Origin of the sequence: Thauera sp. 27, assembly GCF_000310125.2 — a bacterium.
GTDB classification, from domain to species: domain Bacteria; phylum Pseudomonadota; class Gammaproteobacteria; order Burkholderiales; family Rhodocyclaceae; genus Thauera; species Thauera mechernichensis.
The window spans coordinates 27,978-53,871 of the sequence record NZ_AMXB01000019.1; the positions used below are offsets into that span (position 1 = coordinate 27,978).

The window sequence follows — 25,894 nt, forward strand, 5'->3', positions numbered from 1 at the left end:
GCGGCGCTTTTTTTGCACGGGCGCGTTGCGCTCGCCTATTGGCTGGTGCGCAAGGTGCCGCGTACCAGGCGGGCGTGGGTATAGTCGGTGTGCGTACCCACACCGGTCGCGCCGCTGCCGAAGGCCACGCCCCAGGACGCGTAGCCATAGCGCTCGTGCGGCGTCGATGTCCAGAAGTTGCCCGCGGGCGTGTCTGGGAAGGCTGCGGTGAGCAAGGTGGGCTTGCTGTAGTCGCCCGCACAGCTGCCACCATAGCCTTCGGCGTTCACCGCGTTGCGCCTGCCGGTGCTGCAATACACCAGGGTGAGCAGCTCGGGCTGGGTCGGCAGACGCCAGTCGGCGTGGCCGGCAAACTCGAAGCCCTCGGCCGCACGCAGCGCATGCGTCCAGCTGAAGAGCTTGGCCTCGCCCAGACAGCGCCCCTCGCTCCAGCTCTGGCCCAGGCTGCACTGCATCCAGGTGAGGCCCGTTTCGGTATCGGTCACGGTGCCATCGCCGGCGATCTGATAGCGTGCCAGCAAGGCCTGCTCGCGCACCTGCTGCGCCTCCAGCGCCGCCTGGCGCGCGGCCTCCTGCTCGGGGCTCAGCACCGCGGCAGGCGGCGCCTCGCTTGCAGGCGGCTTGAATTCGCAGCCGCCGAGCATGCCAGCGGCAAGCACGCACAAGGCAAGACGGGACAGCGGAAAGGGGTGCGGCACGGTGTTGCGCAAGGGCATCGTTGCTCCAGCTCGGGTTCTCGGGTCAAGGCGCGCCAACTTGGCTGACGCGCACTGCAGGCAGTCAATCGCGCGAGGCGCGCATCACGATGTCGTCACCGGCATACAGCAGCAGCCAGCCCTGCTCATCCACACCGAAACGGGTGACGCGTCCGATCGCTGCATGGAAGCGCGCCTCCTCGTCCATGACGGCAGGCGGGCAGGCCATCCTGGTGCCGGCAAACGGCCCCAGGCGCAGGCCCTCGCCCGACAGCACGTAGGCGCCAGTGTAGCGGTTGCAGGCCGCCAGCCCGGCAACGCGGCCATCCTCGGCAAAGTCCAGGGTGACACGCTGCGGGTCGCCGGTGCTGCGGCCGTCGATATCGAGCACACGCCAGGTGCCACCCACCAGCAGGCTTGCCGGCTCGCCACCGCAGCCGCGCAGCACACGGTCCTGCCAGCGCACCTCGACGGTGTTGGGGTGCGGCATCGCACTCATGCTGTCGACGCAGACGCGGTCGAACACCAGCACCCCCAGTTCGCCGCCCGCCGACATCGCCTGGTAGCTGCGCGCACCGGCGGCATCGATGACCAGCGGGCCGGGAGCGAACACGTGGGTCGCGCCATGATCCATGCGCAGGTCAAGGCCTGCCTCGATCACATCCAGCCGCCAGCCCGGTTCATTGCCTACAGCACGGAACAAGGGCTTGTCGGCAATGAGCCGGCATTCGGGCTGAGCCACGCCCGCGAGTTCGAGCATCGCCGCATCGCCCTTGCTCCAGAAGCTGGTGGTTTCGTCATCGACCGCGACCAGCTTGGCGCCCGAAGCAGTACGCACCGGACGCAGGGTGAAGTTGCGCTGACCGGTACTGAGCGTGCTCAGTTCGCCGAAACTGCGCACGCTCACCGCCAGTTCGCCACAGCGGTAGTGCAGGGGCGGCTGGGGGTCGAGTTCGAGGACGGCCGCGGCACGCCCTTCATCCGGCGCACCATTGCCCGCGGGCGTCCCGCCGAACAGCGCACAACCACCAAGCAGGGATGCCGTCAGCGCAAGCTGAAGATAAGTTCGGACCATGGGATAAACTCCGGTCTATGAGGCGCGCGCAGGCTCGAAACCGCTCACGGCCACAGGATCACCAACCGCAACGGCTCGCACGCGCCAGCGCGTCGCTTGCCGTGAAACCCGCCGACTTTAGCATGACCGGGCATCGCCACCACCATGCATGAACTCTCGCTCGCCGAAGGCATTCGTGACATCGTCGAAGAGACGACCACCATGGAAGCTGCGACACGGGTGCGTCGCATCGTGCTCGAGATCGGCGCACTGGCGGCGGTAGACGCCGACGCCCTTCGCTTCTGCCTCGATGAGGTGCTGAGCGACTCGATTGCCGAGGGCGCCGAGGTCGATGTCATCGATATTCCCGGCCGGGGCCGCTGCCGGCAGTGCAGCACGCTGGCGCCGATCGACGAGCGCCACACGCCCTGCCCCAGCTGCGGCGCGTACGGGCTTGAGGTGCTAGAAGGGGACCGCATGCGGGTGCAGGCGGTCGAGCTCGAGTAGGACGGCGCAAGAGACGGAACGAACAGCGGGAGGCAGATCATGTGTGGCGTCTGCGGATGCGGTGGCAGCGAGGCGCGTATCGGGTCGGTATTCGGCGGTGACCGCAACAAGCGCGTGCAACGGGCGGACACCGGGACTACGCAGGCCTGGCGAGCGATCGATACTCGGCGGCCGGCCGCCTCGCCGGCGGGCCTCGACCACGAAAGCACCGATCGCGCCTCGGTCGCCAGGCTGCAGCGCGTCGAGCGCGACATCCTGGGCAAGAACGCGCGCATTGCAACGGCCAACCGCAGCTGGTTGGCCGAACGCCGCATCCTTGCCCTCAACCTGATGTCCAGCCCGGGCTCGGGCAAGACCTCCCTGCTGGTGCGTGCGCTCGAGACGCTTGGCGGGCGCCTGCCGGCAGCGGTGATCGAAGGCGACCAGCAGACCGAGTTCGACGCCGAGCGCATCCGTGCCACCGGCGTACCCGCACTGCAGATCAACACCGGCAAGGGCTGCCACCTCGACGCCGACATGGTGGCACGCGCCCTGCCCCGCCTGCCGCTCGCCGAGCGCGGGCTGCTGCTGATCGAGAACGTCGGCAACCTCGTTTGCCCGGCAGCCTTCGACCTCGGCGAGGCGCACAAGGTGGTGATCCTGTCGGTGACCGAAGGCGAGGACAAGCCGCTCAAGTACCCGGACATGTTCGCCGCGGCCGACCTCATGCTGCTCAACAAGGCCGACCTGCTGCCCTACCTGAGCTTCGACGTCGAGCGCGTGATCGAATACGCCCGTCGTGTCAATCCGCGACTCGAGGTGATCCTGACTTCCGCCACCCGGGGCGACGGCATCGACGCCTGGCTGGCGTGGATCGAGCGTGAGCGGGCCTCGGCATGAGGCCGCCCCGGCGCGCGCAGCGACCAGACGAGGCGCATCGGCAGGGCCGGACGGCGCTCGCGCACACGGGCGACGCCACGCTGCAATCGCTGCGCTGCGCTGGCGACGGCGCCGCGCTCGCAGGCCCGATCCTGGCATTGGGTGCCTGGTTCAACAACACGCCCTGCCTGCTCGAGCGCGAGCGCGCGTTGTTCAGCCCCAACCTCGGCGATCTGGACACGCCCGATGCCTGCCGCCGCGTCGAGCCCGCGGTCGCCGCCCTGCTCGCCGCCACGCCCGTGCCGCCGCTCGTCGTGGCCCACGATCTGCACCCCGACTTCCACTCCACCCGCGTCGCGCTCGCCACCGCCCACCGCCTGGGCGTGCCGGCGCTCGCCGTGCAGCACCACCACGCCCACATCGGCGCCGTGCTCGCCGAGCATGGCCGCTTCGACACGCGCCCCGTACTGGGCCTGGCTGTCGACGGCGTCGGCCTGGGCAGCGACGGCCAGGCCTGGGGCGGCGAACTGCTGCGTGTGCGCGGAGCACGTTGCGAGCGCATCGGCCACCTGCGTCCACTGCGCCTGCCCGGCGGCGACCGTGCCGCACGCGAACCCTGGCGCATGGCCTCGGCGCTGCTCTATGCCTGCGGCCGTGGCAGCGAGATCGCCCACCGCTTCTCGCACCAGCCGGCAGCGGCGTTGCTGGCCCAAGTGCTGTCACGCCCGACGCTGAGTCCGCCCACCACTAGCCTTGGCCGCCATTTCGACGCCGCCGCCGGGCTGCTGGGCGTGTGCGAAGTCATGCACTCCGATGCAGAGGCCGCAGTCGCGCTCGAGAGCCTTGCCCGCGCGTACGGTGAGCTGTCCGCACTGGCTGACGGCTGGCGCATCTCACCGGACCTGGAGCTGGACCTCCACCCGCTGCTGCTGCAGCTGGCCGACGAGGCCGATGCCGCGCGCGGCGCCGCTCGCTTCCACGTCACCCTGGCCGCGGCGCTGACCGACTGGATCGAGCACGCGCTCGCACTGGAGCACTGCGACACCGTCGTGCTGGGCGGCGGTTGCATGCACAATCGCTTGCTGTCGGCCATGCTCGACACCGCTCTGAGCACACGCGGACCCACGGTGCTCGGTGCGCGCCGACTGTCGCCCGGCGATGCCGGCATCGCGCTCGGTCAAGCCTGGGTGGCCCGGCATCGACTCACCCACAAGGAAACCTGAACATGTGCCTCGCCATCCCCGCGCGGGTCGTCGAACTGGTCGCCGGCGGCAACTGCCGCGTCGAACTCGGCGGCATCCGCAAGGAAATCTCGCTGGCACTGGTGGATGACGTGGCGGTCGGCGACTACGTGATCGTGCACGTCGGCTACGCGCTCAACCGCCTCGACCCGGAGGAAGCCGCGCAAACACTCGCGCTGCTCGCCGCTGCCGGACAGCTACCCGAGGCAGACAAGGAACCGGAGACCGCAAGGAGCACGCACCGCACGCCGCAGGGCGGTCAGCCATGAGCACTGCCGGCATGAGATACGTCGACGAGTTTCGCGACCCGCAGCTGGCGGCCGGACTGGCGCGTGCGATCGCGCACGCCGCCCGCCCCGGGCGCAACTACGCTTTCATGGAATTCTGCGGCGGCCACACCCATGCAATCTCGCGCTATGGCATCACCGACCTGCTGCCGGCCAATGTGCACATGATCCACGGTCCTGGCTGCCCCGTGTGCGTGCTGCCGATCGGCCGTATCGACATGGCGATCGGACTGGCGCTGGCACGCCCCGACGTGATCCTGTGCAGTTACGGCGACTGCCTGCGCGTGCCGGCCTCGGCTGGACTGTCGCTGCACAAGGCCCGGGCACGGGGCGCGGACGTGCGCATGGTGTACTCGGCCGCGGATGCACTCGCCCTGGCGCAGCGCGAACCGCGGCGCGAAGTGGTGTTCTTCGCCATCGGCTTCGAGACCACCACGCCCCCGACCGCAGTGGTGATCGAACAGGCCCGCGCCCTTGGGGTCGACAACTTCAGCGTCATCTGCAACCACGTGCTGACGCCGCCAGCAATAGACGCCCTGCTGGGCGCGGCCGCGACAGGCCGGGACGACGCTCCGCACCTGGACGGCATCCTCGGTCCCGCGCATGTATCCACCGTGATCGGCAGTGCGCCCTACGACTTTGTCGCAGAGCACCATCACACGCCGGTCGTGATCGCCGGCTTCGAGCCACTCGACGTCATGCAGGCCATCCTGATGCTGATACGCCAGGTCAATGAAGGGCGCGTGGCGGTCGAGAACGAATTCACCCGCGCGGTCAGCCTTACGGGCAACCGCAAGGCGCAAGCGCTGGTCGAGGGTGTGTTCGAAAGCCGCGAAGCCTTCGCCTGGCGCGGACTCGGCAGCCTGCCGCATTCGGCACTGCGCATCCGCCCCGCCTTCGCGCGCTGGGACGCGGAGCTCAAGTTCGCCCTCGAGGACCACCCGGTACCCGACCACAAGGCCTGTGAGTGCGCAGCTATCCTGCGTGGCGCTAAGCGCCCGAGCGACTGCGCCCTGTTCGCCACCGTCTGCACGCCGCAAACCCCGCTCGGCGCCTGCATGGTCTCTGCCGAGGGCGCCTGCGCCGCGCACTTCAGCTATGGCCGCTTCCGCGACCGGGAGCGAGCCGCCACGACTGGAACACAGCCATGAGCACACCCGATCCGGCCTATCGCCGGCCCATCGACCTCAAGCACGGCCGCGTCGACCTCGCCTTCGGCGCGGGCGGCCAGGCCATGGCCCAGCTCATAGCCGAACTCTTCGCACGCGCCTTCGCCAACGACTACCTTGCACGCGGTGACGACGCTGCAGTACTGCCGGCCCTCACCGCGGGCGAGCGCCTGGTACTGGCGACCGACGCCCATGTGGTCAGCCCGCTGTTCTTCCCCGGCGGCGACATCGGCAGCCTGTCGGTACACGGCACGATCAACGACCTCGCGGTGATGGGTGCGCGGCCGCTCTACCTGGCGGCGAGCTTCATCCTAGAAGAGGGCTTCGCGCTCGCCGAGCTCGCACGCATTGTCGACTCGATGGCGACGGCGGCGCGAGCCGCAGGCGTGGCGGTGGTAACCGGCGATACCAAGGTGGTCGAGCGCGGCAAGGGCGACGGCATCTTCATCACCACCACCGGGGTCGGAGCACTGCCCGCAGGGCGCGATCCGGGCGGCGCGCGGGCGCAGCCCGGCGATGCAATCCTGGTCTCAGGCACCCTTGGCGATCATGGCATGGCAATCATGGCGCAGCGCGAAGCGCTGGCCTTCGAGTCCGAAATCCGCTCGGACAGCGCCGCACTGCATGACTTGGTCGAAACGCTTTACGCTGCGACCGACGCAAGCGCCATCCACGTGCTGCGCGACCCCACCCGCGGCGGGCTGGCGAGCACGCTCAACGAGATTGCCGCGCAGTCGGGTGTCGGCATGCTGGTCGACGAGGCGAGCATCCCCGTGTCGCCGGCGGTGCAGTCCGCCTGCGAGCTGCTCGGGCTCGACCCGCTCAATCTTGCCAACGAGGGCAAGCTGGTGCTGATCTGCGCACCCCACGCCACTGCCTCGCTGCTGGCGGCGATGCGCGCCCATCCCCTCGGTGGTGAGGCAGCCTGCATCGGCGAGGTGTGCATCGATCCACAAGGTTTCGTGCAGCTGCGCACCTGCCTGGGCGGACGGCGCATGCTGGACTGGCTGGCGGGCGAACCACTGCCGCGGATCTGCTGATACCGTCGGCCGCCACCGCAATCGGCGTCATCATGCATTGGGCCGACCGGCGCCCAACCGTCCCTGCAGACCATCCGCATCGGCGGCGAAGCGCTCCACCAGCCAGTCGGCCATCACGGCGACACGCGCCAGCGGACGCGCATCGGGATGAATCAGCATCCACAGCTCCCGGCTCAGGATCGGCGCCGGACCGGACAGGCGCACCAGGCCGGGGTGGCGGTCGGCCACGAAGCACGGCAGCAGACCATGGCCGATACCGTCAGCGACGGCCTGCAGCAAGGCGCGCACGTCATTGGTACGCAGCCGGATGCGCCCGCTGCCGAGCATGGCCTGCAGGCGCCGCATCTCAGGCGTGTGATCGAGATCCTCGCCGTAGGCCACCCAATCGCCGGCACTGACTGCCAGATCGCCGCGCGCTGCGCCGTAGAGCGCGAAGCCCATGTCCGCCAGCTTGCGCATGAGAAAGTCGCCGCTCGCCGGACGAGCCAGGCGGATGGCAATGTCGGCCTCGCGCCGCGCAACGTTGAGGTTGTCGTTGCTGGCCACCAGATCGACCCGGACCTCGCCGTGGCGGGCATAGAAATCCGCCAGCCGCGGCACCAGCCAGTCGGCGATCAGCGCACTCACTGCGGTGACGCGAAGCACGCCGCCGACCTTGCCCGCACCGGCCTCGGCCAGGCGGCCGATTCCCGCCACATCCTCCTCGATCCGGCCCGCTCTCTCGAGCACCCGGTTACCGACTGCGGTAGGCCGCCACAGGCCTTCGTCACGCTCGAACAGCGGCGTCCCCAGGCTCTGCTCGAGCGCACGCAGGCGGCGGGCAACGGTGGTCTGATCCACGCCGAGCTGGCGCGCCGTGGCGGCCAGCGTACCCTCCCTGCCGAGGGTGACGAGAAAGCGCAGATCGTCCCAGTTCATGCCCGACAGCCCCTGCAAAAATGCCGCAGTGTAAGGCAGGAATGTACATTTACGCAGACGTCAAGCCGCGGGTAGCCTGATTGGATTGTTCCTCGACCACACAAGGAGACTGTCGATGAGTACCGCTTCCACCACCCTGCGCGCGCTTTCGGGGCTGCCGGCAACACCGGCCCGTCTGTCGGAGTCGGCACTGGTCATCGTCGATGCCCAGAACACCTACCGCGACGGCGTGATGCAACTCCAGGGGGTAGAGCCGGCGCTGGACGAGTGCGCGCGGCTGCTGGCGCGTGCGCGTGCGCTGAAGATCCCGGTCGTGCACATCCAGCACGACGCCGGTCCGGGCTCGCCCTACGACCCGAGCGCCGAGTGCGGCGCAATCGCCGATAAGGTCGCGCCGGCTGCCGGCGAGGCGGTGGTGGTCAAGAACTACCCGAACGCCTTCGTCGGCACCGACCTCGATGCGCGCCTGAAAGCCGCTGGCGTCAACAACCTGGTGATCACGGGCTTCATGACGCACATGTGCATCAACTCCACCGCGCGCGGTGCCTTCAACCTCGGCTATGCAGTGACCGTACCCGCCGCAGCCACTGCAACCCGGGCGCTACCCGCAGCCGACGGCAGCGTGGTCGAGGCGGCAAGCCTGCAGTCCGCTGCGCTCGCCGCGCTCGCCGACCTGTTCGCCGTTGTGGTGGCGGACAGTTCGGCGATTCCCGACTGAGCGTCCTTACGCTCAGCCGCGCGAGCGGCGGTCGCCGTGGCTGCGCTCGCTGCGCGAGGGGTGGCCGTCGCGGCTAAAGCCGCCACCGCTGCGGCGTGCGTCACCACCCGGACGGCCGAAGCCACCGCCGCTGCCGAAGCGGCGACCACCGTTGCCAGCCGGACGCGGGCCAGCAGGCTTGCGCGGCGACGGCTCCATGCCGGGAATGGTGTGCACCGCAAGGCGGTCGCCCGTGAAGCGCTCGATGGCACGGATGAGGCCGGTTTCGCGCGGCCCGGAGAGCGTGATCGCCACGCCATCGCGCCCCGCACGGCCGGTGCGGCCGATGCGGTGCACGTAGTCTTCGGCCTGGCGCGGCGGGTCGAAGTTGATGACGTGGCTGATGCCGGCAACGTCGATGCCGCGCGCGGCGACGTCGGTCGCCACCAGCACGCCGATGCGGCCCTGGCGCAGGCGGTCGAGGGTGCGGTTGCGCTGGGTCTGGTGCATGTCGCCATGCAACGCAGCAGCGGCAATGCCTTTTTCCTGCAACGACAGCGACAGCTCGTCGGCGCTCCTCTTGGTCGCGGTGAAGACCACGGCCTGGTTGAGGCCCTCTGCACCGAGCAGTGCCTCGAGCAGGCGGTTCTTGTGACCAAGGTCATCGGCGAACATCAGGCGCTGCTCGATCTGGCCACGGTCCTGCTGTGCGACCTCGATCTCGATGCGCTGCGGATTGCGCGTCATGCGTTCGGCCATGCTGCCGACCACGCCGTCGAGCGTAGCCGAGAACAGCAGGGTCTGGCGCTTGGAAGACGTCGCGGCGACGATGGCGTCGATGTCCTCGGCGAAGCCCATGTCCAGCATGCGGTCGGCCTCATCGAGAATCAGCACCTCGACGTCCGACAGCTTGACCTTGCGCCGGTTGAGGTGGTCGAGCAGACGGCCGGGGGTGGCGACGACCACGTCGCACTGACGCTGCAGTTGCTTGAGCTGGGCGAACATCGGCGCGCCGCCGACCAGGCAGGCGGTGTTGAGCCAGCGCAGCGCCTTGCCGTAGGTCTGCACGGCCTTCTCCACCTGCAGCGCAAGCTCGCGGGTGGGGGTGAGCACGAGCACGCGCGGACCGCTGCCCGGAGCCGGGCGGCGATCGATGATCTTGTGCAGCGCGGGCAGCGTGAAGGCCGCGGTCTTGCCGCTACCGGTGTGGCTGGACACCAGCAGATCGTGGCCGGCGATGGCTGCGGGAATGGCCTGCATCTGCACCGGCGTAGGGGTGGTGTAGCCGGTCTGCTCGACGGCCTTGAGGAGTTCTGCGGCAAGGCCGAGGGTCTGGAACGTCATCTGATACTTCCTGTTCATTGCGTGCCGGCCTCTTGAAGGCAAGAAGGACGGCGGGTCCGGGCCCATTGAGTGGACCGCGAGGACATCGCGCCACAGCCTGCCGGGCTATGCCGAGGCAGGATGCGGAGTCGCTGGTATGGCGAACGCGATGGGCGTGGCCGGTCAAACCGAAAATGTCGGAAAGACCGCGCATCGGCACCAACCGGTTGTCACGAGCCAGACGATCGGAAGAACGAATGAAATCGGCGGGAGGTCGGGGGCGATGGGGCTGTGGTTACAGTCCCTCGGGCCATGGAGTGGAGATTACCTGATCCCCTGTCCGTCGCGAATTGCGGCGGTGGCCCTGCTGCTGCATTGCACAACGACGCGGAGTATAACCGCCAATCGCTCGACTGTCTCTAGAAATCTTTGAAACAAAAGAAAAAGGCTGGGGAGGCACTGTCGCGCCTGCCCAGCCTGCGGGGGCTTGCGCCCCGGAATACGGCTGCTGCTTACTTGTTGACCGCGGCCTTGAGGGTGGCGCCGGCAGTGAACTTGGGCACGCTCGACGCGGCGATCTCGATGGTGGCGCCGGTCTGCGGGTTGCGGCCGGTACGGGCGGCACGCTCGGAAACCTCGAAGGAACCGAAACCGGTGAAGGCAACCTTCTCGCCCTTGCCCAGCTGCTCGGCGATGATGTCGAGCACGGCGGACAGTGCACGGTCGGCTTGCGCGCGGGAAACATCCAGACGGTCGGCCAGGGCCTCGACGAATTCACCTTTGTTCATGCTTTTCCTCGATTGGTGTGAGTGTGATGTGGGATATCGCGATCTACGCCGCGGATTCTAGCACCGCCGCGGATTCTGGCGCATCCGGAGCGTGCAGGATGGATGCAGGTTCCTGCGGCCGCATCTCCGCGCCTGAGCCGATCACGCATGCCGCAGTGCACAATACAGCTGCCGTCCCGGGGCCAGTCGCGCTATGCTTGCAACTGAAGTCACAACAGAAAGACACCAAGCATGGAACAGCAGGACGCTGGCGACAGCGACGTCATCCACATCCGCGCGTTGCGCAATGCGAAGGGGCAGATTACCCGGGTTGCGGTGTCGCTGCCCCCGTGCGCGTGGATGGGAGCCACTGTCCTGGGGCTCACGCCCGAGCACGCCGCACAGCGCCTGCTCGACGAAGCCAGCCACAGCCCCCGAGCCCATGCCTGCGCCCTCAGCATGGCTTGTGCGGCCGCCCAAGGCAGGCCCGAGCCCGACGTGGACAGCCGCCTCGCCATCGAGCGCACGCTGGCCGCGGAGGCGGCCGACGCCCACCTGCGCCGGCTGCTGATCGAATGGCCCCCCTTGCTCGATTTCGAGCCGCGCCACAGCCGCTTCGCGGAGTTCCATCGCCGCCTGACGCTCGACCCGCATACCGACGGCCCGGCGGCGTTCGCACTGGGCGGCGAACTGCTCGACCTTGTCGCACGCGAAATGCTGGCCGGCTTCTTCAACCAGATCCGCATGCCGCATGGCATCGGCGAATTCCTCGAGCGCCTGCAGGCCGGCGGCAGCCTGGGCGCGGTGCTCAGCGAACTGATTGCCCTCGGCCCATCGGGCGCACCAGTTCCCAAGCCCGTGTCCATGCTGGGTACGCTGAGCGCGGCGGCATGGGTGGGGACGGTCGGCGCGTGGCCCGATGCCAGCTTCGTGCGCCAGCCGGAGTACGCCGGCGAGCCTGCGGAGACCGGCCCGCTCGCGCGCCACGCCGCATCCGCGCTGGTGCGCGTCTTGCTGGAACGCGGCCATCGCGTATCGGCCCGCCTGTTCGCCAAGGCGATCGACGTCGGCGACTGCGCGAGCCGCATGCGCTACCCACTCGATGAAGAGGTCGCACCGCTGGCGGATGCCACTCAGGTCGCCCCGGGTGTCGGCATGGCGCGGGTGGACACCGCGCGTGGCGTGCTGCTGTGCTGGGTAAGACTCGAGGAAGATCGGATTGCCGAGTGCGCGATCGTTCCTGCCGGCGCGTGGAACTTCCACCCGGATGGCGCATTCTGCCGCGAGGCGACCTGCCCGAGCACCGGCAACGAGGATCACGACGCAGCCCTGCTGCGCCTGTCCCTGCTCGCGCTCGCCTTCGACCCCTCGCTACCTCACCGCGTCGAACTCGTTGACGAGCGCCGCCCACGCAAGGGCAGCCCGGCGCGCTGAAGCGCGTCCGCGCGCTTCAGTCCGCGAGGCGACGGTAGGCACCGCCGAAGTACACCAGCGGCTTGCGCTCCTCGCGGTCGAAGCTGAGCACCTCGCTGATGAAGACGAGATGGTCGCCGCCCTCGTAACGCTGAGTGTTGCGGCATTCGAAGCGCGCGCAGCACCCCTTGAGCAAGGGGACGCCGCCAACGCCGGTCTCGAAGTCGAGGCCGGCGAACTTGTCGTCAAGGCGGCTGGCGAAACGCTGCGAGAGTTCGACCTGGTCCTCGGCAAGAACGTTGATCGCGTAGTATTCGCAAGCCTCGAAAAGCCCACGACTTGGCAGGTCGTTCGACAGGCTCCACACGATCAGCGGCGGGTCGAGCGACACCGAATTGAAGGAATTGACGGTCAGTCCGATCGGCTCACCCGCCGGGGTACGCGTCGTCACCACGGTAATGCCGGTGGCGAACATGCCGAGCGCGTTGCGGAAGCGGCGCGGGAAGTCGACGCCGGAAAATTGCTGTTGGGTCATGGGAGAAGGTTGGCACGGTCGGCCCGCGCTCTGCTGCATTGCGAAAGAAGCGCGGATTATCGCTGCGCCGGCCGACAACGTCGACACCGCAACTGCCCCGATGCGAGAAAAACACACGGAAAAACCGCTACATGAGTGAATTTGCCACCCGCCTCACTGCCTGGCAGCGCGAGCACGGCCGCCATGACCTGCCCTGGCAGGGCGGCACCGACCCCTACCGGATCTGGCTGTCCGAGATCATGCTGCAACAGACCCAGGTTGAAACGGTGATCCCCTACTACCAGCGCTTCCTGGTCCGCTTCCCCGACGTCGCGGCGCTGGCCGCCGCCCCGGTCGAGGACGTGATGACGCTGTGGAGCGGGCTCGGCTACTACGCACGGGCGCGCAACCTGCATCGTGCGGCGCAGCGCATCATGAGCGATCACGGCGGGCGCTTCCCCACCACCGCAGCCGAGATCTCCACCCTGCCCGGGGTCGGCCGCTCCACTGCGGCGGCGATCGCGGCTTTCGCCTTCGGCGAACGCGGTGCGATCCTCGACGGCAACGTCAAGCGCGTGCTGAGCCGTATCTTCGGCGTAGACGGCTTCCCCGGGGAGAAGGCGGTCGAAAACCGGCTGTGGACGCTCGCGGAATCACTGCTGCCCGAGCGCGACATCGGCCGCTACATCCAGGCCCAGATGGACCTGGGCGCGACCCTGTGCACGCGCGCACGACCGGCCTGTGTGCGCTGCCCGTTCCAGGACGACTGCGTCGCTTATCGCGATGGTCGCATCGCCGAACTACCGACTCCACGCCCGCGCAAGACCGTACCACGGCGCAGCGCACGCTACGCGGTCGTGGTGCGCGACGCTTGTGTCCTGCTCGAACGCCGTCCGCCGGCGGGGATCTGGGGTGGGTTGCTGGCCTTGCCGGAAATTCCCGAGCACAGCACGGACGTCCTCGCCTGGGCGTATGAGCGCTTTGGCCTGCGCTGCACCCCGGGTGACGGGCTGGCGCCGCTCAGCCACGCCTTCACCCATTTCGTGCTCGAGCTCCAGCCCGTGGTGCTGCACGCCGAGCCCGCAGCGCCCCCCACCATGGCCGGCGAGGCCGGCACGATGAGCTGGCAGGCGCTTGGCGAGCTCGATGCTGCAGCATTGCCGACGCCGGTACGGCGCATCCTCGACGCACTGACGGCGCCAGATCTGTTCGCGAACTGATCGCAGCGCCGCATCAGCGGCACCTGCTCCCGTTCAGGCAAGGTTTGGCAGCAATCCGTGCTCACGCAGGAACTGCTGCAGGATTTCCAGGCGACTGAGCGGGTCGTCGAGTTCGAGCAGCTTCTGCTTGGCCAGCAGCGGGATGGGCAGCAACTCGGTGTAGCGCGCGCCCACCCAGCCTGCATCTTCGAAATGGTGAGGCGGCGGCAGGCGCTCGCCCAGTTCGGCGACGACCGTACGCAGCAAGGGCAGCATGTCGGCCTGGGCATCGGGCACCGGCTGCGCGGGAGGCTCCTCGAGCCAGCGCACACTGGCCACAAGCAGGCCGTCGCGCTCCACCTCGTGATCCTCGATGCGAAAGCGCGCACCACCGCGCGCAAGCAGGTTGAGCACCCCGGCCTGCGCCATGTCCCACTGCTCGATGCGCGCCTCCGTTCCCACCGGATGCGGCACCGCCGCCTCGCCCACCTCCTCACCGGCTGCGATGAGGCAGACGCCAAAGCTGGTGCTTTCACGCATGCAGCGCGTGACCATGTCCATGTAACGCGGCTCGAACACGCGCAAGGGCAGCACGCCGCCAGGCAAGAGTACGGTCTTGAGCGGGAACAGCGGCAGCCGGACGGGCTCGTTCATGTTGCGCCTCCTTGCGGGCCGGCCCTGATGGCAACCCGGGTCGTGATTCAGCCCTGGTCAGCCCCGCCATCATGGTGCTGCAGGCGATCCTCTCCCCAGCGCGCCATCAATGCATGCGGCACGCCGAGCTGATCGAGGATGCGCGCAACGACGAAATCAACCAGGTCCTGAACAGTCTGCGGATGATGGTAGAAGCCGGGGTTGGGAGGCAGGATGCAGACGCCGATGCGGGCGAGCTTGAGCATGTTTTCGAGATGAATCGCCGAGTACGGCGTTTCACGCGGCACCAGCACCAGCTTGCGGCCTTCCTTGATGACGACGTCGGCAGCACGCTCGATCAGGTTCTGGCTGAGCCCCCCCGCGACCGCGGCCAGCGTGGCCATCGTGCACGGGCACACGACCATGGCATCGGGCGGATTGGACCCGGACGCTGGCGGCGCGAACCATTCTTCGCGGCCAAACACCCGCAAGGCGCCGGACTCGGCACCAAACCGGGCGCACAATTCGGCCTCGACCTCGGCCGCGCGCGCCGGCAGGCTCCAACCCATCTCCTGGCGGGCGACGATCTGCGCCACCTGCGAATACAGCAGCCACACACGGCAGCCGGCCTGCAGCAGGCACTCGACCAGGCGCAGGCCATAGGGCATGCCGGAAGCGCCGGTAAAGGCGACGGTGATCGTGCGGGGCGTATTCATCGATACTGGCGGGAGTGAGCGGACGCCCCCAAGCGTACCCCATTCGCACGTCAGCGTGGCGCGTGCGAACTTCCGTAGGAGCGGCGCAAGCCGCGAGCTTCCTGGATATCGACCAGGCCACGTCGCCTTCAACCCTCACCGCGGGCACCACTTACTCCAGGTAATCGCTGATCAGCACCCAGCGCCCGTCGCGGATCTGCGCCAGGCGGCCGTGACGATTGCCGAGATGGTCCTCGGGCGTGAAGCGGTAACTCGGGCTGCCGAAATAGTCGCGGGAAAACTGCATGCGCTCGAGGGTGCGCGCAAAGGCCTCCTGCGTCAGCTCGGGGCCGGTGGCCTCGGCGGTGCGCACGAAGAGGTCGGCCAGGGTGTAGCCCATCACGCTCCATACATTGGGTTCGGCCTTGAAGCGCGCGCGGTAGCGCTCGACCCAGGCGGCGAGCTGGCTGTTGGCGCCTTCGACATAGGGATGGGGCAGCACCGACACGCCATACAGGCCCTCGACCGCCGCACCGCCCAGTTCGTGAGTCTGCGCCGAGTAGCCCGAGGCCGTCACCAGCATGTCCACCTCCCAACCGATCTTGCGCGCTTCGGCCATTGCCGCCACCGTCTCGCGCACCACGGTGGCGAGAACGACGAGATCACAGCGTGCGGCACGCAAGCGTGCAATCTGGCTCGACAGATCGGTGGCGCCGCGCTTGTAGCTGGTGCGCTCGACCAGTTCGCGGTCGAGCCGGGCGAGCGCGGCCTCGACCCCCTTCATCACTTCCAGGCCGTAGTCGTCGTCCTGATAGAGAAGGCAGGTGCGCGCATAGCCGCGCTGCTCGACCATGTGGCGGGTGGCCGCCTCCATGTAGTCGAAGTAGGGCGCGAAGTTCTGGAACTTGAGCGGGTGCAGCGGTTCGTAGGTGGCGCGGTGGGGCGAGAACGGGAACAGGTGCAGGCGGCCGGCATCGACGATGATCGGCATGGTCGCCATCACTACCGGCGTGCCCATGTTGGCGATGAAGGCAAAGGCCTGGTCGCGCTGCACCAGCTTGCGCGCGGCAAGCACGGCGCGTTTGGGATCGTAGCCCGCATCCTCCACGACCAGGCGGATCCGGCGGCCATGGACGCCACCGCCGGCATTGACCTCGTCGAAGCGCATCAGCATGCCGTCGCGCACGGGCACGCCGAGCATCGCGATCGGACCGGAGAGGTCCGAAACAGTGCCGACGACGATCTCCTTGGCATTCACACCGGGCGCTGCCGATACCGGCGCGCTGAGGGCAAGGCAGGACAGTGCGGCGAGCGCGAAGGAACGCAGGGTCTTCAAGATGCGGGTCTCCGGTGGGTGGCCAGGCCGTGTCGCCACGCCAACACTGCGGGCGGAGAACAGGCCATGTTCGACTGCGCCGATTCTCTGGCGATGCAGAACGGGCGTCAATTGCGGCATCTACTCGAGTTTACGGCCTGGCGCCCGCAATGCCGGACGGACGCAGCAGGACCACGGCCACGATCACCGCCCCGAACAGCACCAGCTCCAGGCCGGCGGCCCGCGCCCAGTCTCCGGGCAGGTGGTCGCGCAGCACGGCGATCAGCTGCGGGATGGCGACGATGACCAAGGCCCCCCAGAGTGCCCCTCCAAGACGGCGGGCGCCGCCGATGAAGGCCAGCATCAGGAGTTCGAATGAGAACACCAGGCCGAACTGCTCCGGGCTGATGAAACCGATCCAGTGCGCATAGAGGGCGCCCGCCAGGCCCGACAGTGCCCCGCCAACGACGAAGGCCTGCATCTTGGCCGCGGCCGGCGACACGCCGCAGGCTGCAGCGGCCACCTCGTCGTCGCGTACCGCGCGCCAGGCACGGCCATGGCGCGAATCCACCAGGCGCGCGCACAGCAGCAGCGCAGCGGCCAGCGCCCCCAGGCTCACCAGCGCCTGCGCCAGGGTGGCGTCTGCGCGCCAGCCGAACACCGAGAAGCCCGCAACCGCCATGCCGGCCGCGCCCTGTGTCACCGAATCCCAGCGCGCCAGCACCTCCTCCACGATGAGGGCGAAGGCCAGCGTGCTCATGCCGAAGTACAGTCCCCCGAGCCGGCGCGCGGGCAAGCTGGCGAGCGCACCACCGAGCGCACCGGCGGCAATGGCAAGAGGCATGGCCAGCAGCGGCGCCAGGCCACGCCCGACCAGCACTGCCTGAACATAGGCGCCAAGCGCAACCAAGGCCGCCTGCCCGAGTGCGATCTGCCCCGCCTGACCAACGACGATGACCACGCCCAGCCCGGCGATCGCATAGGTGATGACGAGGGTCGCTTTGCCCAGGGCGTAGTCCGCCCCCATGGCAGGCACTGCCAGGGCGAGGATCAGCGCCCACGGCCACAGATGGCGCCAGGCCGTGCGCAGGCCGCTCACCGGCCGCCCCCGCGGCGCAGCCCTGCCCCCAGGCCATTGGGAAACAGCAGCAGCGCGCTCATCAGCAACGCGTAGGGGACAACATCCTTCGCCCCTTCGGGCAGCAGAAGGCCGGCCACGGCCTCGGCGACGCCAAGGAAGATGCCCGCAAGCAAGGCCCCGGGCAGGCTGGTGAGCCCGCCCAGCACCGCCGCGGGGAACGCCTTCAAGGCAATCAGGCCCATGTTGAGGTGGATGAAGGTGACCGGCGCAAGCAGCAGCCCGGCCACCGCCGCCAGCGCGGCACCCAGCGACCACGCCAGCGTGTGCATGCGTGCGACCGGCACCCCCATGAGAGCGGCGACACGCGCATCCTCGGAGCAGGCGCGCAGCGCAAGGCCGGCACGGGTATAGCGGAAGAAGGCAGCGAGCGCCGCCGCAAGCACCACGGTGGCGGCCACCACCCATACATGGCTTGCAGCGAGCACCAGGGGGCCGATGGCGTAGGTATCGGCGGCGAAAGGCAGGCGGTGTACCTCCTGCGCCGCCGCCGGCAGCGAGGCCACGCTGCCGCGCATCATCATACCCAGGCCAAAAGTCAGCAGCACCGCCACCAGGTGCGGCTGACCAATCGCACGACGCAACACGGCACGCTCGAGCCCGGCACCGAGCACGCCGACGAACGCCACCGCCAGCGCCGCGGCCAGCCACAGCGGCCATCCGGCCCCCAGATGCAGGCCAAGTGCGGCAAAGGCCCCGACCATGAGCAGATCGCCCTGCATGAAGCTCACCGTTTCGGTGGCCTTGTAGATCAGGACGAAGGACAACGCGACCAGGCCGTATACACAGCCGATCGCGATGCCGCTGGTGAGGACCTGGATGAAGGCGAGCATGATGGGGGCGAAGCATAGCCGATCAACGACTCGCGACGCCCCGTCGCACACAAGCACCCGGACCCCGAAAGGCTCGCGGCGGGTGGCTTTGCTGTAGGAGCGGCGCCAGCCGCGAGCTTTTCGGGGCTTGCGACACGCCCCGTCGCCTTCAAACCCTCGCGGCTGGCGCAGCTCCTGCGGGGTGAGCCTCGAGCTCGGCCAGCTGGCTCAGCCCAGGAACTGGTCGTACACACCTTGGCGCCACAGCAAGATGGCGACCGCGATGACCAGCAACAGGAACATCCAGGTTCCCCAGGGGCGCTGTTTCTCGGCGTAGGGGTCGGACAGCGAGCGCGCGGCCCCAGGCGGCAGCGCAGCGACCCCGGTCAGCGCGGCACCGAAGGGGATGTTGATGCGCGCACGCGTGTTGACCGCCCAACCGTTGGCGTCGAGCAGCGGTCCGAGGTTGCGCTGGCGCAGCTTCAGCCAGGCCATCAGCATCGACGGCCCGGAGATCAGCAATACGATGCCGACCACGACCAGAGGCATCTGCCACGCCGGCAGCGACAGAAAGCCCGACACCACGGCGGCCAGCGCGGTCCCCAGCGCACCGAGGGCGAGGCCGATGGCGGCGAAGATACCGGCGAACTTGGCGATGTCGAAGGCCTGGGCCGGTGCAGCCGGGGCGGCCGCTGGCGCCTCGACCTTCGCGCCGGCATCGGCGACGCCGGCTGCAGCGCGCTCCTCGACCGCCTTGTCGCGCGAGGCGGCGAACTTCTGGATCTGTTCGCCGATCATGCGTGCAACACGCTTGTAAGGCGACCAGAAGGCCTGGCGCACGCTGATCGGTGCCTCGACCACCTGGACCACGCTGGCGTTCCAGTCGCGCCCCTGGCGGTCGTAGAACACGCCGTTACGGCCAGGCACCATCATCTCGTCGGCATCGCCGCCGGTCATCGCCGCCACGATGGTCATCGGCGCCTCGCCCTGGCGGGCGCAGTTGCAATACACCAGGTAGGTGCCCGACAGCGGCGCCAGCGTACTGTGCCGCCCCATGTCGGCCACGCGCAGGCACAGGTCGCAGCTGCGCTGGTCGAGGTAAAGCGTGCCGGCCTGGAAGATGGCCTTGGCTTGCGCACCATAGAAGTCGCTGAGAGTGACGAAGTTGCGCAGCAGCGTGACCAGGTCGCGCTGGTAGCGGACAAGGCGCTCGAGCGCATCGACCTGAGCAGCGGCGGTCTCGGCCCTCAGGTCCTGCTCGATCAGGGCGAGCAGGTCGGCCTGTACGCTGCCGCCGAGCAGCGCACGCAGTTCGTCAACCGGGATCGCCACCACCGGACTCGCCGGCTGCGCCGCCTGCCAATCGCGCCAGGCCGCGAAGCGGGCGGCGAGGTCCTGCCATTCGGCCTGCGACAGCGCATCGCGATCACCCAGAATCGGCGCGACCACCTGCTCACGCAGCGCCGCGATGCGCGCCTCCCAGGCCGGATTCAAGCCCGCGGCGAGCGGCAGCGCACGTCCTGGCTCGACACGGGCAAGCGGCAGGGCCGCCACACCGTCGCTGCCTGCAGCCAGCACCTGCTCGGCAAGGCCCTGGTATACGCTGTCCGCGGGGTTCAGCGCGTCCGCCGCACGCGCGTCGAAAGCGGCCAGGCGGCAGCGCGTGAAGAAGTCCCCCACCTTGTCGGCGACCGCATCGAAAACGGCAGCAGCAGCGGCCGTCCCCGCGCCCAGCGGCAGGATCCGCGCCGGGTCGGCCTCGGCCAGCGCCTGCCAGTCGGACACCGCCTGTGCGGCGGCAAAGAAGGTCTCGACCTTGCCCGCATCAACGCCAGGGGTGCCGCTGCGGTCATCGACTGCGCCGAAGCAGTCGATGATGTGCCCGATTGCTTTCACGACCCCGGCATCGGTGGTGAGTCCGGCCGGCACCACGCCGTCACCATTGAAATGGTCGGGCGCGAACAGCCGGGTGGTGTCGGCGAGGTCCTCGACCGAGATCGACTCGGCATCGGATTTATCGACGTAGGCGAGCACCTTGCGTGCGGTGGCGAGCAGGCGAGCACCCTCCGGGTGCTCGCCATCGATCGCCGCCAGCGGCAAGGCAGCGGGAGCGCGAAACAGAACCTCGGGTTCCTTGAGCACCGCACATACCCAGCGCACCGCGGCAACGATCTCGGGCGCGCGGATGCGCCCGTCGCCATCGGCATCGAGCAATTGCAGCGTGCGGGTGTCGAACTCCAGCCCTGAGGTCGGGCACGCGAGCACCGACCACAGCTTCTGATCGAGCTCGCCGAGGTGGCGCAGGTCGTCCGCGGTCTCGATGCGGACCTGGTCGAAGCCGCCGGACCGGAAGAAACGCCACTGGTAGGGCTTCTTGTTGTCGCCTTGAGTGCTCATCGAATGCTCCCTGAAATGTTCTTGTTTCCAGCCCTTGCGCAGGACTGGACTTCACGCGGGGATATTGCGCCGGAATGCAGGCGAGAACAATCGCGCGCGGGAGCGATCCGCAACGCCGGCGGCATCAGCCCGCCCGTAGCGGGCAGCCGCTCAGCCGTAGGCGCCGACGAAGGGGTTGTTGTCGCGCTCCTCGCCAAAGGTCGAGGTCGGGCCATGGCCGGGGATGAAGGTGATGTCGTCGCCGAGCGGGAAGAGCTTGTCGCGGATCGAACGGATCAGCGTCTGGTGGTCGCCACGCGGGAAGTCGGTGCGCCCGATCGAGCCCGCGAACAAGACATCGCCGACGATCGCCAGGCGCGCGCCCTCATGCACGAACACGACATGGCCCGGCGTGTGCCCCGGGGCATGGATGACCTTGAAGGACTCCTCGCCGACCGTCACCGTGTCGCCGTCCTCGAGCCAGCGCTCGGGCTCGAAGGTCTCGACATCGGGGAAGCCGAACATCTTGCTCTGCTGCGGCATGCCCTCGATCCAGAAGCGGTCCTCGGCCTGCGGGCCTTCGACCGGCACACCAAGCTTGCGCGCCAGCTGCGCGGTGCCGCCAGCATGGTCGATATGACCATGGGTGATGAGGATCTTCTCGACGCTCACGCCGAGCTTGGCGACGGCCGCCAGGATGCGGTCGATGTCGCCCCCCGGATCAACGACCGCGGCCTTTTTCGTCTTCTCGCACCACAGGATGCTGCAGTTCTGCTGGAAGGGGGTGACGGGGACGATGCTGGCCTGGATCATGGGCGGCGGGCTCCTGTTTGCGTGATGGTCCGGCAGTTTAGCCGATGCCCCCTTGACGCCGGGAGACCGCAGCAGGGACGGGCGATCGCATACGGCATCATCGTACCGGGTGCGTGCGCAAGAACCCTCCCAGAGTCAACTCGAAAAGGCTCGCGACTTGCGTCGCTCCCACAGCGAAACCCGCCGCCGCGCGCCTTGTCTGTCATGCCGCGGGGCCCGTGGGCCCCGCGGACACGGCAAGGATCAGATCACGCCCTGGGCCAGCATGGCCTCGGCGACCTTGACGAAGCCGGCGACGTTGGCGCCGTCGGCATAGCTCACGGTACCGTCCTCGCGCTTGCCGTACTTCAGGCAGGCGGCGTGGATGCCAAGCATGATCTCCTTCAGGCGGGCGTCGACCTCTTCACGGGTCCACGACATGCGCATCGCGTTCTGGCTCATCTCCAGGCCCGAAGTGGCCACGCCGCCGGCGTTGGAGGCCTTGCCCGGCGCGTAGAGCACGCCGTTGTGTTCGAAGATCTTCACCGCCTCGATGGTGCTCGGCATGTTGGCGCCCTCGGCCACGGCGATCACGCCGTTCTTGACCAGGGTGGCGGCGTCGTTGGCATCGAGCTCGTTCTGGGTCGCGCACGGCAGGGCGACATCGACCGGCACATGCCACGGCCGCACACCCGGCTCGAAGCGGGCGCCGACACGCTCGGCGTACTCCGCCACGCGGCCGTAGTAGTGGTTCTTGATCTCCATGAGGAGGGCGAGCTTCTCGGGGGTGAAGCCTTCCTCGTCGATCACCGTGCCGCTGGAGTCGGAGCAGGTGATGGGCTTGGCGCCGAGTTCCATCAGCTTCTCGATGGCGTACTGGGCAACGTTGCCCGAACCCGACACCGACACGCGCATGCCGCGGATGTCACGGCCAGCGTGCTCGAGCATGGCGTTGGCGAAATACACCGTGCCGTAGCCGGTCGATTCCGGACGGATCAGCGAGCCGCCGAAGGACAGGCCCTTGCCGGTAAACACGCAGGCGGCGTTGTTCGACAGCTTCTTCATCATGCCGGCCATGAAGCCGACCTCACGGCCGCCCACGCCGATGTCGCCCGCCGGCACATCGGTGTCGGGGCCGACGTGGCGATACAGCTCGCTGATGAAGGCCTGGCAGAAGCGCATCACCTCGCCCGGGCTGCGGCCCTTGGGGTCGAAGTCGGAGCCGCCCTTGCCGCCGCCCATCGGCAGCGTGGTGAGCGCGTTCTTGAAGGTCTGCTCGAAGGCGAGGAACTTCAGGATCGACAGGTTCACCGACGGGTGGAAGCGCAGACCGCCCTTGTAGGGGCCGATGGCCGAGTTGTGCTGGATGCGGTAGCCGCGATTGACCTGCACGTCGCCACGATCATCCACCCACGACACGCGGAACATGATCACGCGCTCGGGTTCGATCAGGCGATCGAGGAGGGAGTGCTCGGCGTAGCGCTTGTTGGCGGAAATGAAGGGCCACAGGCTCTCCATGACCTCGCTGACCGCCTGCAGAAACTCGGGCTGGCCAGGGTTGCGCTGTTCGACGTAAGCCAGGAACTCCTCGAGGGACTGATATTTCATGATCGTGAACCCGTTGTTGATTAAGAAGTGGACACACACGCGCGCAGGCGATGACCTCGGTTTTACCCGAGGACATCGCCTGCAATCCCCATAATTGTGCATGAAGATCCCCAATCGTGTGCATGACATGGGTCAAAAAAACGTCATTCATGCCATTTGCACAAGAATGCACCACAAGAATGCGGACGCTCATCAGCCTGCAGCGGGCGCGTTTGCGCACCTTGCTTGCCCGCATGAGGCCAAGGCCGGTACGCTCGGCCTCCCCTACTGCCCACTTCCAGGCTCATCATGGCCCGTATCCGCATCGAACTGCCCGCACAGTTCTCCTTCGCAACCGAGGTCCCGCTGTTGATCTCGCACATCAACTACGGCAACCACCTCGACAACGCGCAACTGCTCGGCGTGGTATCCGAGGCGCGCGTGCGCTTCCTGAAGTCCATGGGCTATGCAGAGATGAACGTCGAGGGCTGCGGCATCATCGTCGCCGACGCGGCGGTCCAGTACCGCTCCGAAGCCTTCCACGGCGAACTCATGCGCATCGAGCTCGCGGCGACGGACTTCCACATTCACGGTTGCGATCTGGTATGGAAGATGTCCGAGGCGTCCACCGGGCGCGAAGTCGCGCGCGGGAAGACCGGCATCGTATTCTTCGATTACGAGGCACGCTCCAAGGCCGCCGTGCCGGAAGGCTTCAGGCGCCGCTTCCCGGCGGCCTGAGCCGGCATTGACCGTCATCCTGACCGCAGGCCTCGTCATGCTCGATCATTCCGACCCGTCCCGCCGCTCTCCATCGCCTTGCGGCCACCATGTCGCCGTGATCGGCGGCGGCCCGGCCGGGCTTATGGCTGCGGAGACGCTTGCCGGTGCCGGCCTGGCCGTGACCGTGTACGACGCCATGCCTTCGGTCGGGCGCAAGTTCCTGCTCGCGGGGCGCGGCGGGCTCAACCTCACCCATAGCGAGGCCGCCGCACCGTTCCTGTCGCGTTACGGCACGGCAGGCGCTGCGCTGTCGCCCATGCTGGCGGCCTTCGACGCCCAGGCCTTGCGCGCATGGGCCCACGGCCTGGGCGTGGACACCTTCGTCGGCACCTCGGGGCGGGTGTTCCCGACCGAGATGAAAGCCGCCCCGCTACTTCGTGCCTGGCTCGCACGCCTGCGCGCATCCGGCGTACAGTTTGCGATGCGCCAACGCTGGCTTGGCTGGGCCACGCCCGTCACCGCCGCGAGCGGGGCGCCAAGCGCGCCGCCGTGCGCGCACAGCCTGCGCTTCTCGACGCCGGCGGGCGAGCGCATCATCGCAGCCGATGCCGTGGTGCTCGCCCTTGGCGGCGGCAGCTGGGCGAAGCTGGGCTCAGATGGCGCCTGGGTGCCCCTGCTGCGTGCTGCAGGTGTCGACGTCGCTGCCCTGCGGCCCGCCAATTGCGGCTTCGATGTCACCACGCCCGGCACGCAAGCGAGCGGCGGCTGGAGCCCCCATTTCCTCGACCGCTTCCGCGGCCAGCCACTCAAGTCGGTGGTCGCCCGCTTTACCGACGCCAGCGGCCACACGCATGAACGCGCCGGCGAATGCCTGGTCTCCGCCACAGGCATCGAAGGCGGGCTGATCTACGCCTTGTCGGCGCCGCTGCGCGATACCATCGCGGCGCTCGGCGAGGTCACCGTCGCCCTCGACCTTGCGCCGGGACGCAGTCAGGAGCGCCTCACTGCCGAGCTCGCCCGCCCGCGCGGCAGCCGCTCGCTGGCCAGCCATCTGCAGAGCCAGGCTGGCATCAAGGGCATCAAGGCCAGCCTGCTGCGCGAATGCCTGCCCAAGGCGGTTTTCGACGACCCTGTCCGCCTGGCTGCGGCCATCAAGGCCCTGCCGCTGCGCCTGGTCGCCCCGCGCCCGCTCGACGAGGCCATCAGCAGCGCCGGGGGCGTACGTTTCGAGGCTGTCGACGACAGGTTGATGCTGAAGACGCACCCTGGCGTGTTCGTTGCCGGCGAGATGCTCGACTGGGAGGCGCCCACCGGCGGCTATCTGCTCACCGCCTGCTTCGCCACCGGCGTGGCGGCGGCGCGGGGTGTCGCCCATTGGCTGGAAGCCCGCTCCGCCCCCGACGGACACCCTTCGCGCTAGCATGCGCACGCCTGCGCCGGTGCTGCCCCCGGCATCCGGCGCACGCTCGCTCCCCCACCCTGGATCACCCGACCGAGCCATGAACCTGCACCCCTTCCTCATTGCAATCGAAGTCGGCGGCACCATCGCCTTCGCCATGTCCGGCCTCATCGAGGCCACGCGCAAGCGCATGGACATCGTCGGCGTATTTTCGGTCGCCTTCGTCAGTGCCTTTGGCGGCGGTACCGTGCGCGACATCCTGCTCGACCGCCGGCCATTCTTCTGGATCCAGAACCAGGAATACCTCTGGCTGGTACTGGCGATGGTGCTGACCACCCCGCTCTGGCTCAAGACCTTGCGCCACAAGCTCGGCGGTCACGTGATGGAATTTGCCGACGCCTGCGGCCTGGGCCTGTTCGCGATCTCCGGGGCCACCATCGCGCTCGCAGCCGACATGCCGGTACTGGTGGCGATGATGATGGGCGTGGTGACCGCGATCTTCGGCGGCGTCTCGCGCGACGTGCTGTGCAACGAGGTACCCAAGGTGTACAGCGATCATCGCCCCTACGCGATGTGCGCCCTGTTCGGCTGCGGCGTCTTCATCGTCCTCGACGCGATCGGCCTGCCCTTGCCCATCTCCACCCTCTCCGGCATCGCCGCTGCGACCGGCACGCGCCTGATCGCAGTCGCGCTCGACATCCGCCTGCCGGCCTGGCCAAAGCCCGGGGACTGAGTCCGGGGGCCG

25 protein-coding genes and 1 pseudogene are annotated in these 25,894 nt (G+C 68.4%); 12 read left to right on the forward strand and 14 right to left on the reverse strand.

All coding sequences use genetic code 11. From position 1 onward, the window contains the following. Window positions 1–35: 35 nt before the first annotated feature. On the reverse strand, window positions 36–716 hold the full coding sequence (locus B447_RS11790) for an Lcl C-terminal domain-containing protein (RefSeq protein ID WP_002940180.1): 681 nt from the start codon (window positions 714–716) through the stop codon (window positions 36–38). A gap of 64 nt (window positions 717–780) precedes the next feature. Further along, entirely contained in the window at window positions 781–1,770 is a 990-nt protein-coding gene (locus B447_RS11795; RefSeq protein WP_002940182.1) for an META domain-containing protein, read from the reverse strand. 144 nt (window positions 1,771–1,914) lie between these two features. On the opposite strand from B447_RS11795, the gene B447_RS11800 reads away from it, so the two are divergent. The 6 genes from B447_RS11800 to hypE are packed head-to-tail and all read left to right on the forward strand — an operon-like array spanning window position 1,915 to window position 6,851. Then, window positions 1,915–2,256 (forward strand): hydrogenase maturation nickel metallochaperone HypA/HybF, encoded by a 342-nt coding sequence (locus B447_RS11800; RefSeq protein ID WP_002940185.1) that lies wholly within the window; start codon window positions 1,915–1,917, stop codon window positions 2,254–2,256. Between the two features lie 39 nt (window positions 2,257–2,295). Then, window positions 2,296–3,135 carry a hydrogenase nickel incorporation protein HypB gene (gene hypB / locus B447_RS11805; protein ID WP_002940187.1) on the forward strand — a complete coding sequence of 280 codons (840 nt, stop codon included), beginning with the start codon at window positions 2,296–2,298 and terminating at the stop codon, window positions 3,133–3,135. Then, window positions 3,132–4,337, forward strand: a complete 1,206-nt coding sequence (locus B447_RS11810) for a Kae1-like domain-containing protein (RefSeq protein WP_002940192.1) — start codon at window positions 3,132–3,134, stop codon at window positions 4,335–4,337. Before hypB ends, B447_RS11810 begins: the two co-directional genes overlap by 4 nt. Window positions 4,338–4,339: 2 nt before the next feature. After that, complete coding sequence (locus B447_RS11815) at window positions 4,340–4,624, forward strand: HypC/HybG/HupF family hydrogenase formation chaperone (protein WP_002940194.1); 285 nt, start codon at window positions 4,340–4,342, stop codon at window positions 4,622–4,624. Window positions 4,625–4,635: 11 nt separating this feature from the next. Continuing rightward, entirely contained in the window at window positions 4,636–5,793 is a 1,158-nt protein-coding gene (hypD, locus tag B447_RS11820; protein WP_002940197.1) for a hydrogenase formation protein HypD, read from the forward strand. Next, window positions 5,790–6,851, forward strand: coding sequence for a hydrogenase expression/formation protein HypE (hypE, locus tag B447_RS11825; protein ID WP_002940203.1), 1,062 nt, complete (start codon window positions 5,790–5,792; stop codon window positions 6,849–6,851). The genes hypD and hypE overlap by 4 nt, the downstream gene beginning before the upstream one ends. Before the next feature lie 30 nt (window positions 6,852–6,881). Here the strand turns inward: hypE and B447_RS11830 are convergent, their stop codons facing one another. Continuing rightward, complete coding sequence (locus B447_RS11830; RefSeq protein ID WP_002940206.1) at window positions 6,882–7,769, reverse strand: LysR family transcriptional regulator; 888 nt, start codon at window positions 7,767–7,769, stop codon at window positions 6,882–6,884. A gap of 115 nt (window positions 7,770–7,884) precedes the next feature. Between B447_RS11830 and B447_RS11835 the strand changes: the two genes are divergently transcribed. Then, entirely contained in the window at window positions 7,885–8,487 is a 603-nt protein-coding gene (locus B447_RS11835; RefSeq protein WP_002940208.1) for a cysteine hydrolase family protein, read from the forward strand. Between the two features lie 12 nt (window positions 8,488–8,499). On the opposite strand, the gene B447_RS11840 is transcribed toward B447_RS11835, so the two are convergent. Then, a complete protein-coding gene (locus B447_RS11840; RefSeq protein ID WP_002931806.1) occupies window positions 8,500–9,810 on the reverse strand; it encodes a DEAD/DEAH box helicase in 1,311 nt (436 codons plus the stop codon). Between the two features lie 491 nt (window positions 9,811–10,301). Then, window positions 10,302–10,580, reverse strand: a pseudogene (locus tag B447_RS11845) (HU family DNA-binding protein); the annotation flags it as partial. 228 nt (window positions 10,581–10,808) lie between these two features. On the opposite strand from B447_RS11845, the gene B447_RS11850 reads away from it, so the two are divergent. Then, on the forward strand, window positions 10,809–11,990 hold the full coding sequence (locus B447_RS11850; protein WP_002940212.1) for a hypothetical protein: 1,182 nt from the start codon (window positions 10,809–10,811) through the stop codon (window positions 11,988–11,990). 16 nt (window positions 11,991–12,006) lie between these two features. On the opposite strand, the gene B447_RS11855 is transcribed toward B447_RS11850, so the two are convergent. After that, complete coding sequence (locus tag B447_RS11855; protein ID WP_002931796.1) at window positions 12,007–12,504, reverse strand: flavin reductase family protein; 498 nt, start codon at window positions 12,502–12,504, stop codon at window positions 12,007–12,009. A 131-nt stretch (window positions 12,505–12,635) separates the two neighbouring features. On the opposite strand from B447_RS11855, the gene mutY reads away from it, so the two are divergent. Then, a complete protein-coding gene (gene mutY / locus B447_RS11860; RefSeq protein WP_002940214.1) occupies window positions 12,636–13,703 on the forward strand; it encodes an A/G-specific adenine glycosylase in 1,068 nt (355 codons plus the stop codon). Between the two features lie 33 nt (window positions 13,704–13,736). Here the strand turns inward: mutY and B447_RS11865 are convergent, their stop codons facing one another. The 8 genes from B447_RS11865 to gdhA all read right to left on the reverse strand — a co-directional run bounded on the left by B447_RS11865 (window position 13,737) and on the right by gdhA (window position 23,051). Further along, window positions 13,737–14,336, reverse strand: coding sequence for an LON peptidase substrate-binding domain-containing protein (locus B447_RS11865; RefSeq protein WP_002940215.1), 600 nt, complete (start codon window positions 14,334–14,336; stop codon window positions 13,737–13,739). Window positions 14,337–14,383: 47 nt separating this feature from the next. Next, on the reverse strand, window positions 14,384–15,031 hold the full coding sequence (locus B447_RS11870) for a flavin prenyltransferase UbiX (RefSeq protein WP_002931792.1): 648 nt from the start codon (window positions 15,029–15,031) through the stop codon (window positions 14,384–14,386). Window positions 15,032–15,182: 151 nt separating this feature from the next. Continuing rightward, complete coding sequence (locus B447_RS11875; protein WP_002931790.1) at window positions 15,183–16,346, reverse strand: ABC transporter substrate-binding protein; 1,164 nt, start codon at window positions 16,344–16,346, stop codon at window positions 15,183–15,185. A 130-nt stretch (window positions 16,347–16,476) separates the two neighbouring features. Next, window positions 16,477–17,424: a branched-chain amino acid ABC transporter permease gene (locus B447_RS11880; RefSeq protein ID WP_002940221.1), complete on the reverse strand. Its 948-nt coding sequence runs from the start codon at window positions 17,422–17,424 to the stop codon at window positions 16,477–16,479. After that, window positions 17,421–18,296: a branched-chain amino acid ABC transporter permease gene (locus B447_RS11885; RefSeq protein WP_002940224.1), complete on the reverse strand. Its 876-nt coding sequence runs from the start codon at window positions 18,294–18,296 to the stop codon at window positions 17,421–17,423. Before B447_RS11885 ends, B447_RS11880 begins: the two co-directional genes overlap by 4 nt. Window positions 18,297–18,503: 207 nt before the next feature. Beyond that, a complete protein-coding gene (locus B447_RS11890; protein WP_002940228.1) occupies window positions 18,504–20,672 on the reverse strand; it encodes a hypothetical protein in 2,169 nt (722 codons plus the stop codon). A gap of 150 nt (window positions 20,673–20,822) precedes the next feature. Continuing rightward, a complete protein-coding gene (locus tag B447_RS11895) occupies window positions 20,823–21,464 on the reverse strand; it encodes an MBL fold metallo-hydrolase (RefSeq protein ID WP_002940232.1) in 642 nt (213 codons plus the stop codon). Between the two features lie 243 nt (window positions 21,465–21,707). After that, window positions 21,708–23,051 (reverse strand): NADP-specific glutamate dehydrogenase, encoded by a 1,344-nt coding sequence (gene gdhA / locus B447_RS11900; protein WP_002924997.1) that lies wholly within the window; start codon window positions 23,049–23,051, stop codon window positions 21,708–21,710. Between the two features lie 288 nt (window positions 23,052–23,339). On the opposite strand from gdhA, the gene B447_RS11905 reads away from it, so the two are divergent. From B447_RS11905 to B447_RS11915, 3 genes are all read left to right on the forward strand, one after another. After that, window positions 23,340–23,768 carry an acyl-CoA thioesterase gene (locus tag B447_RS11905; protein WP_002940235.1) on the forward strand — a complete coding sequence of 143 codons (429 nt, stop codon included), beginning with the start codon at window positions 23,340–23,342 and terminating at the stop codon, window positions 23,766–23,768. Window positions 23,769–23,775: 7 nt separating this feature from the next. Then, a complete protein-coding gene (locus tag B447_RS11910; protein ID WP_002940237.1) occupies window positions 23,776–25,170 on the forward strand; it encodes a TIGR03862 family flavoprotein in 1,395 nt (464 codons plus the stop codon). Between the two features lie 79 nt (window positions 25,171–25,249). Beyond that, a complete protein-coding gene (locus B447_RS11915; protein WP_002940238.1) occupies window positions 25,250–25,882 on the forward strand; it encodes a trimeric intracellular cation channel family protein in 633 nt (210 codons plus the stop codon). The last annotated feature ends 12 nt before the right edge of the window (window positions 25,883–25,894 follow it).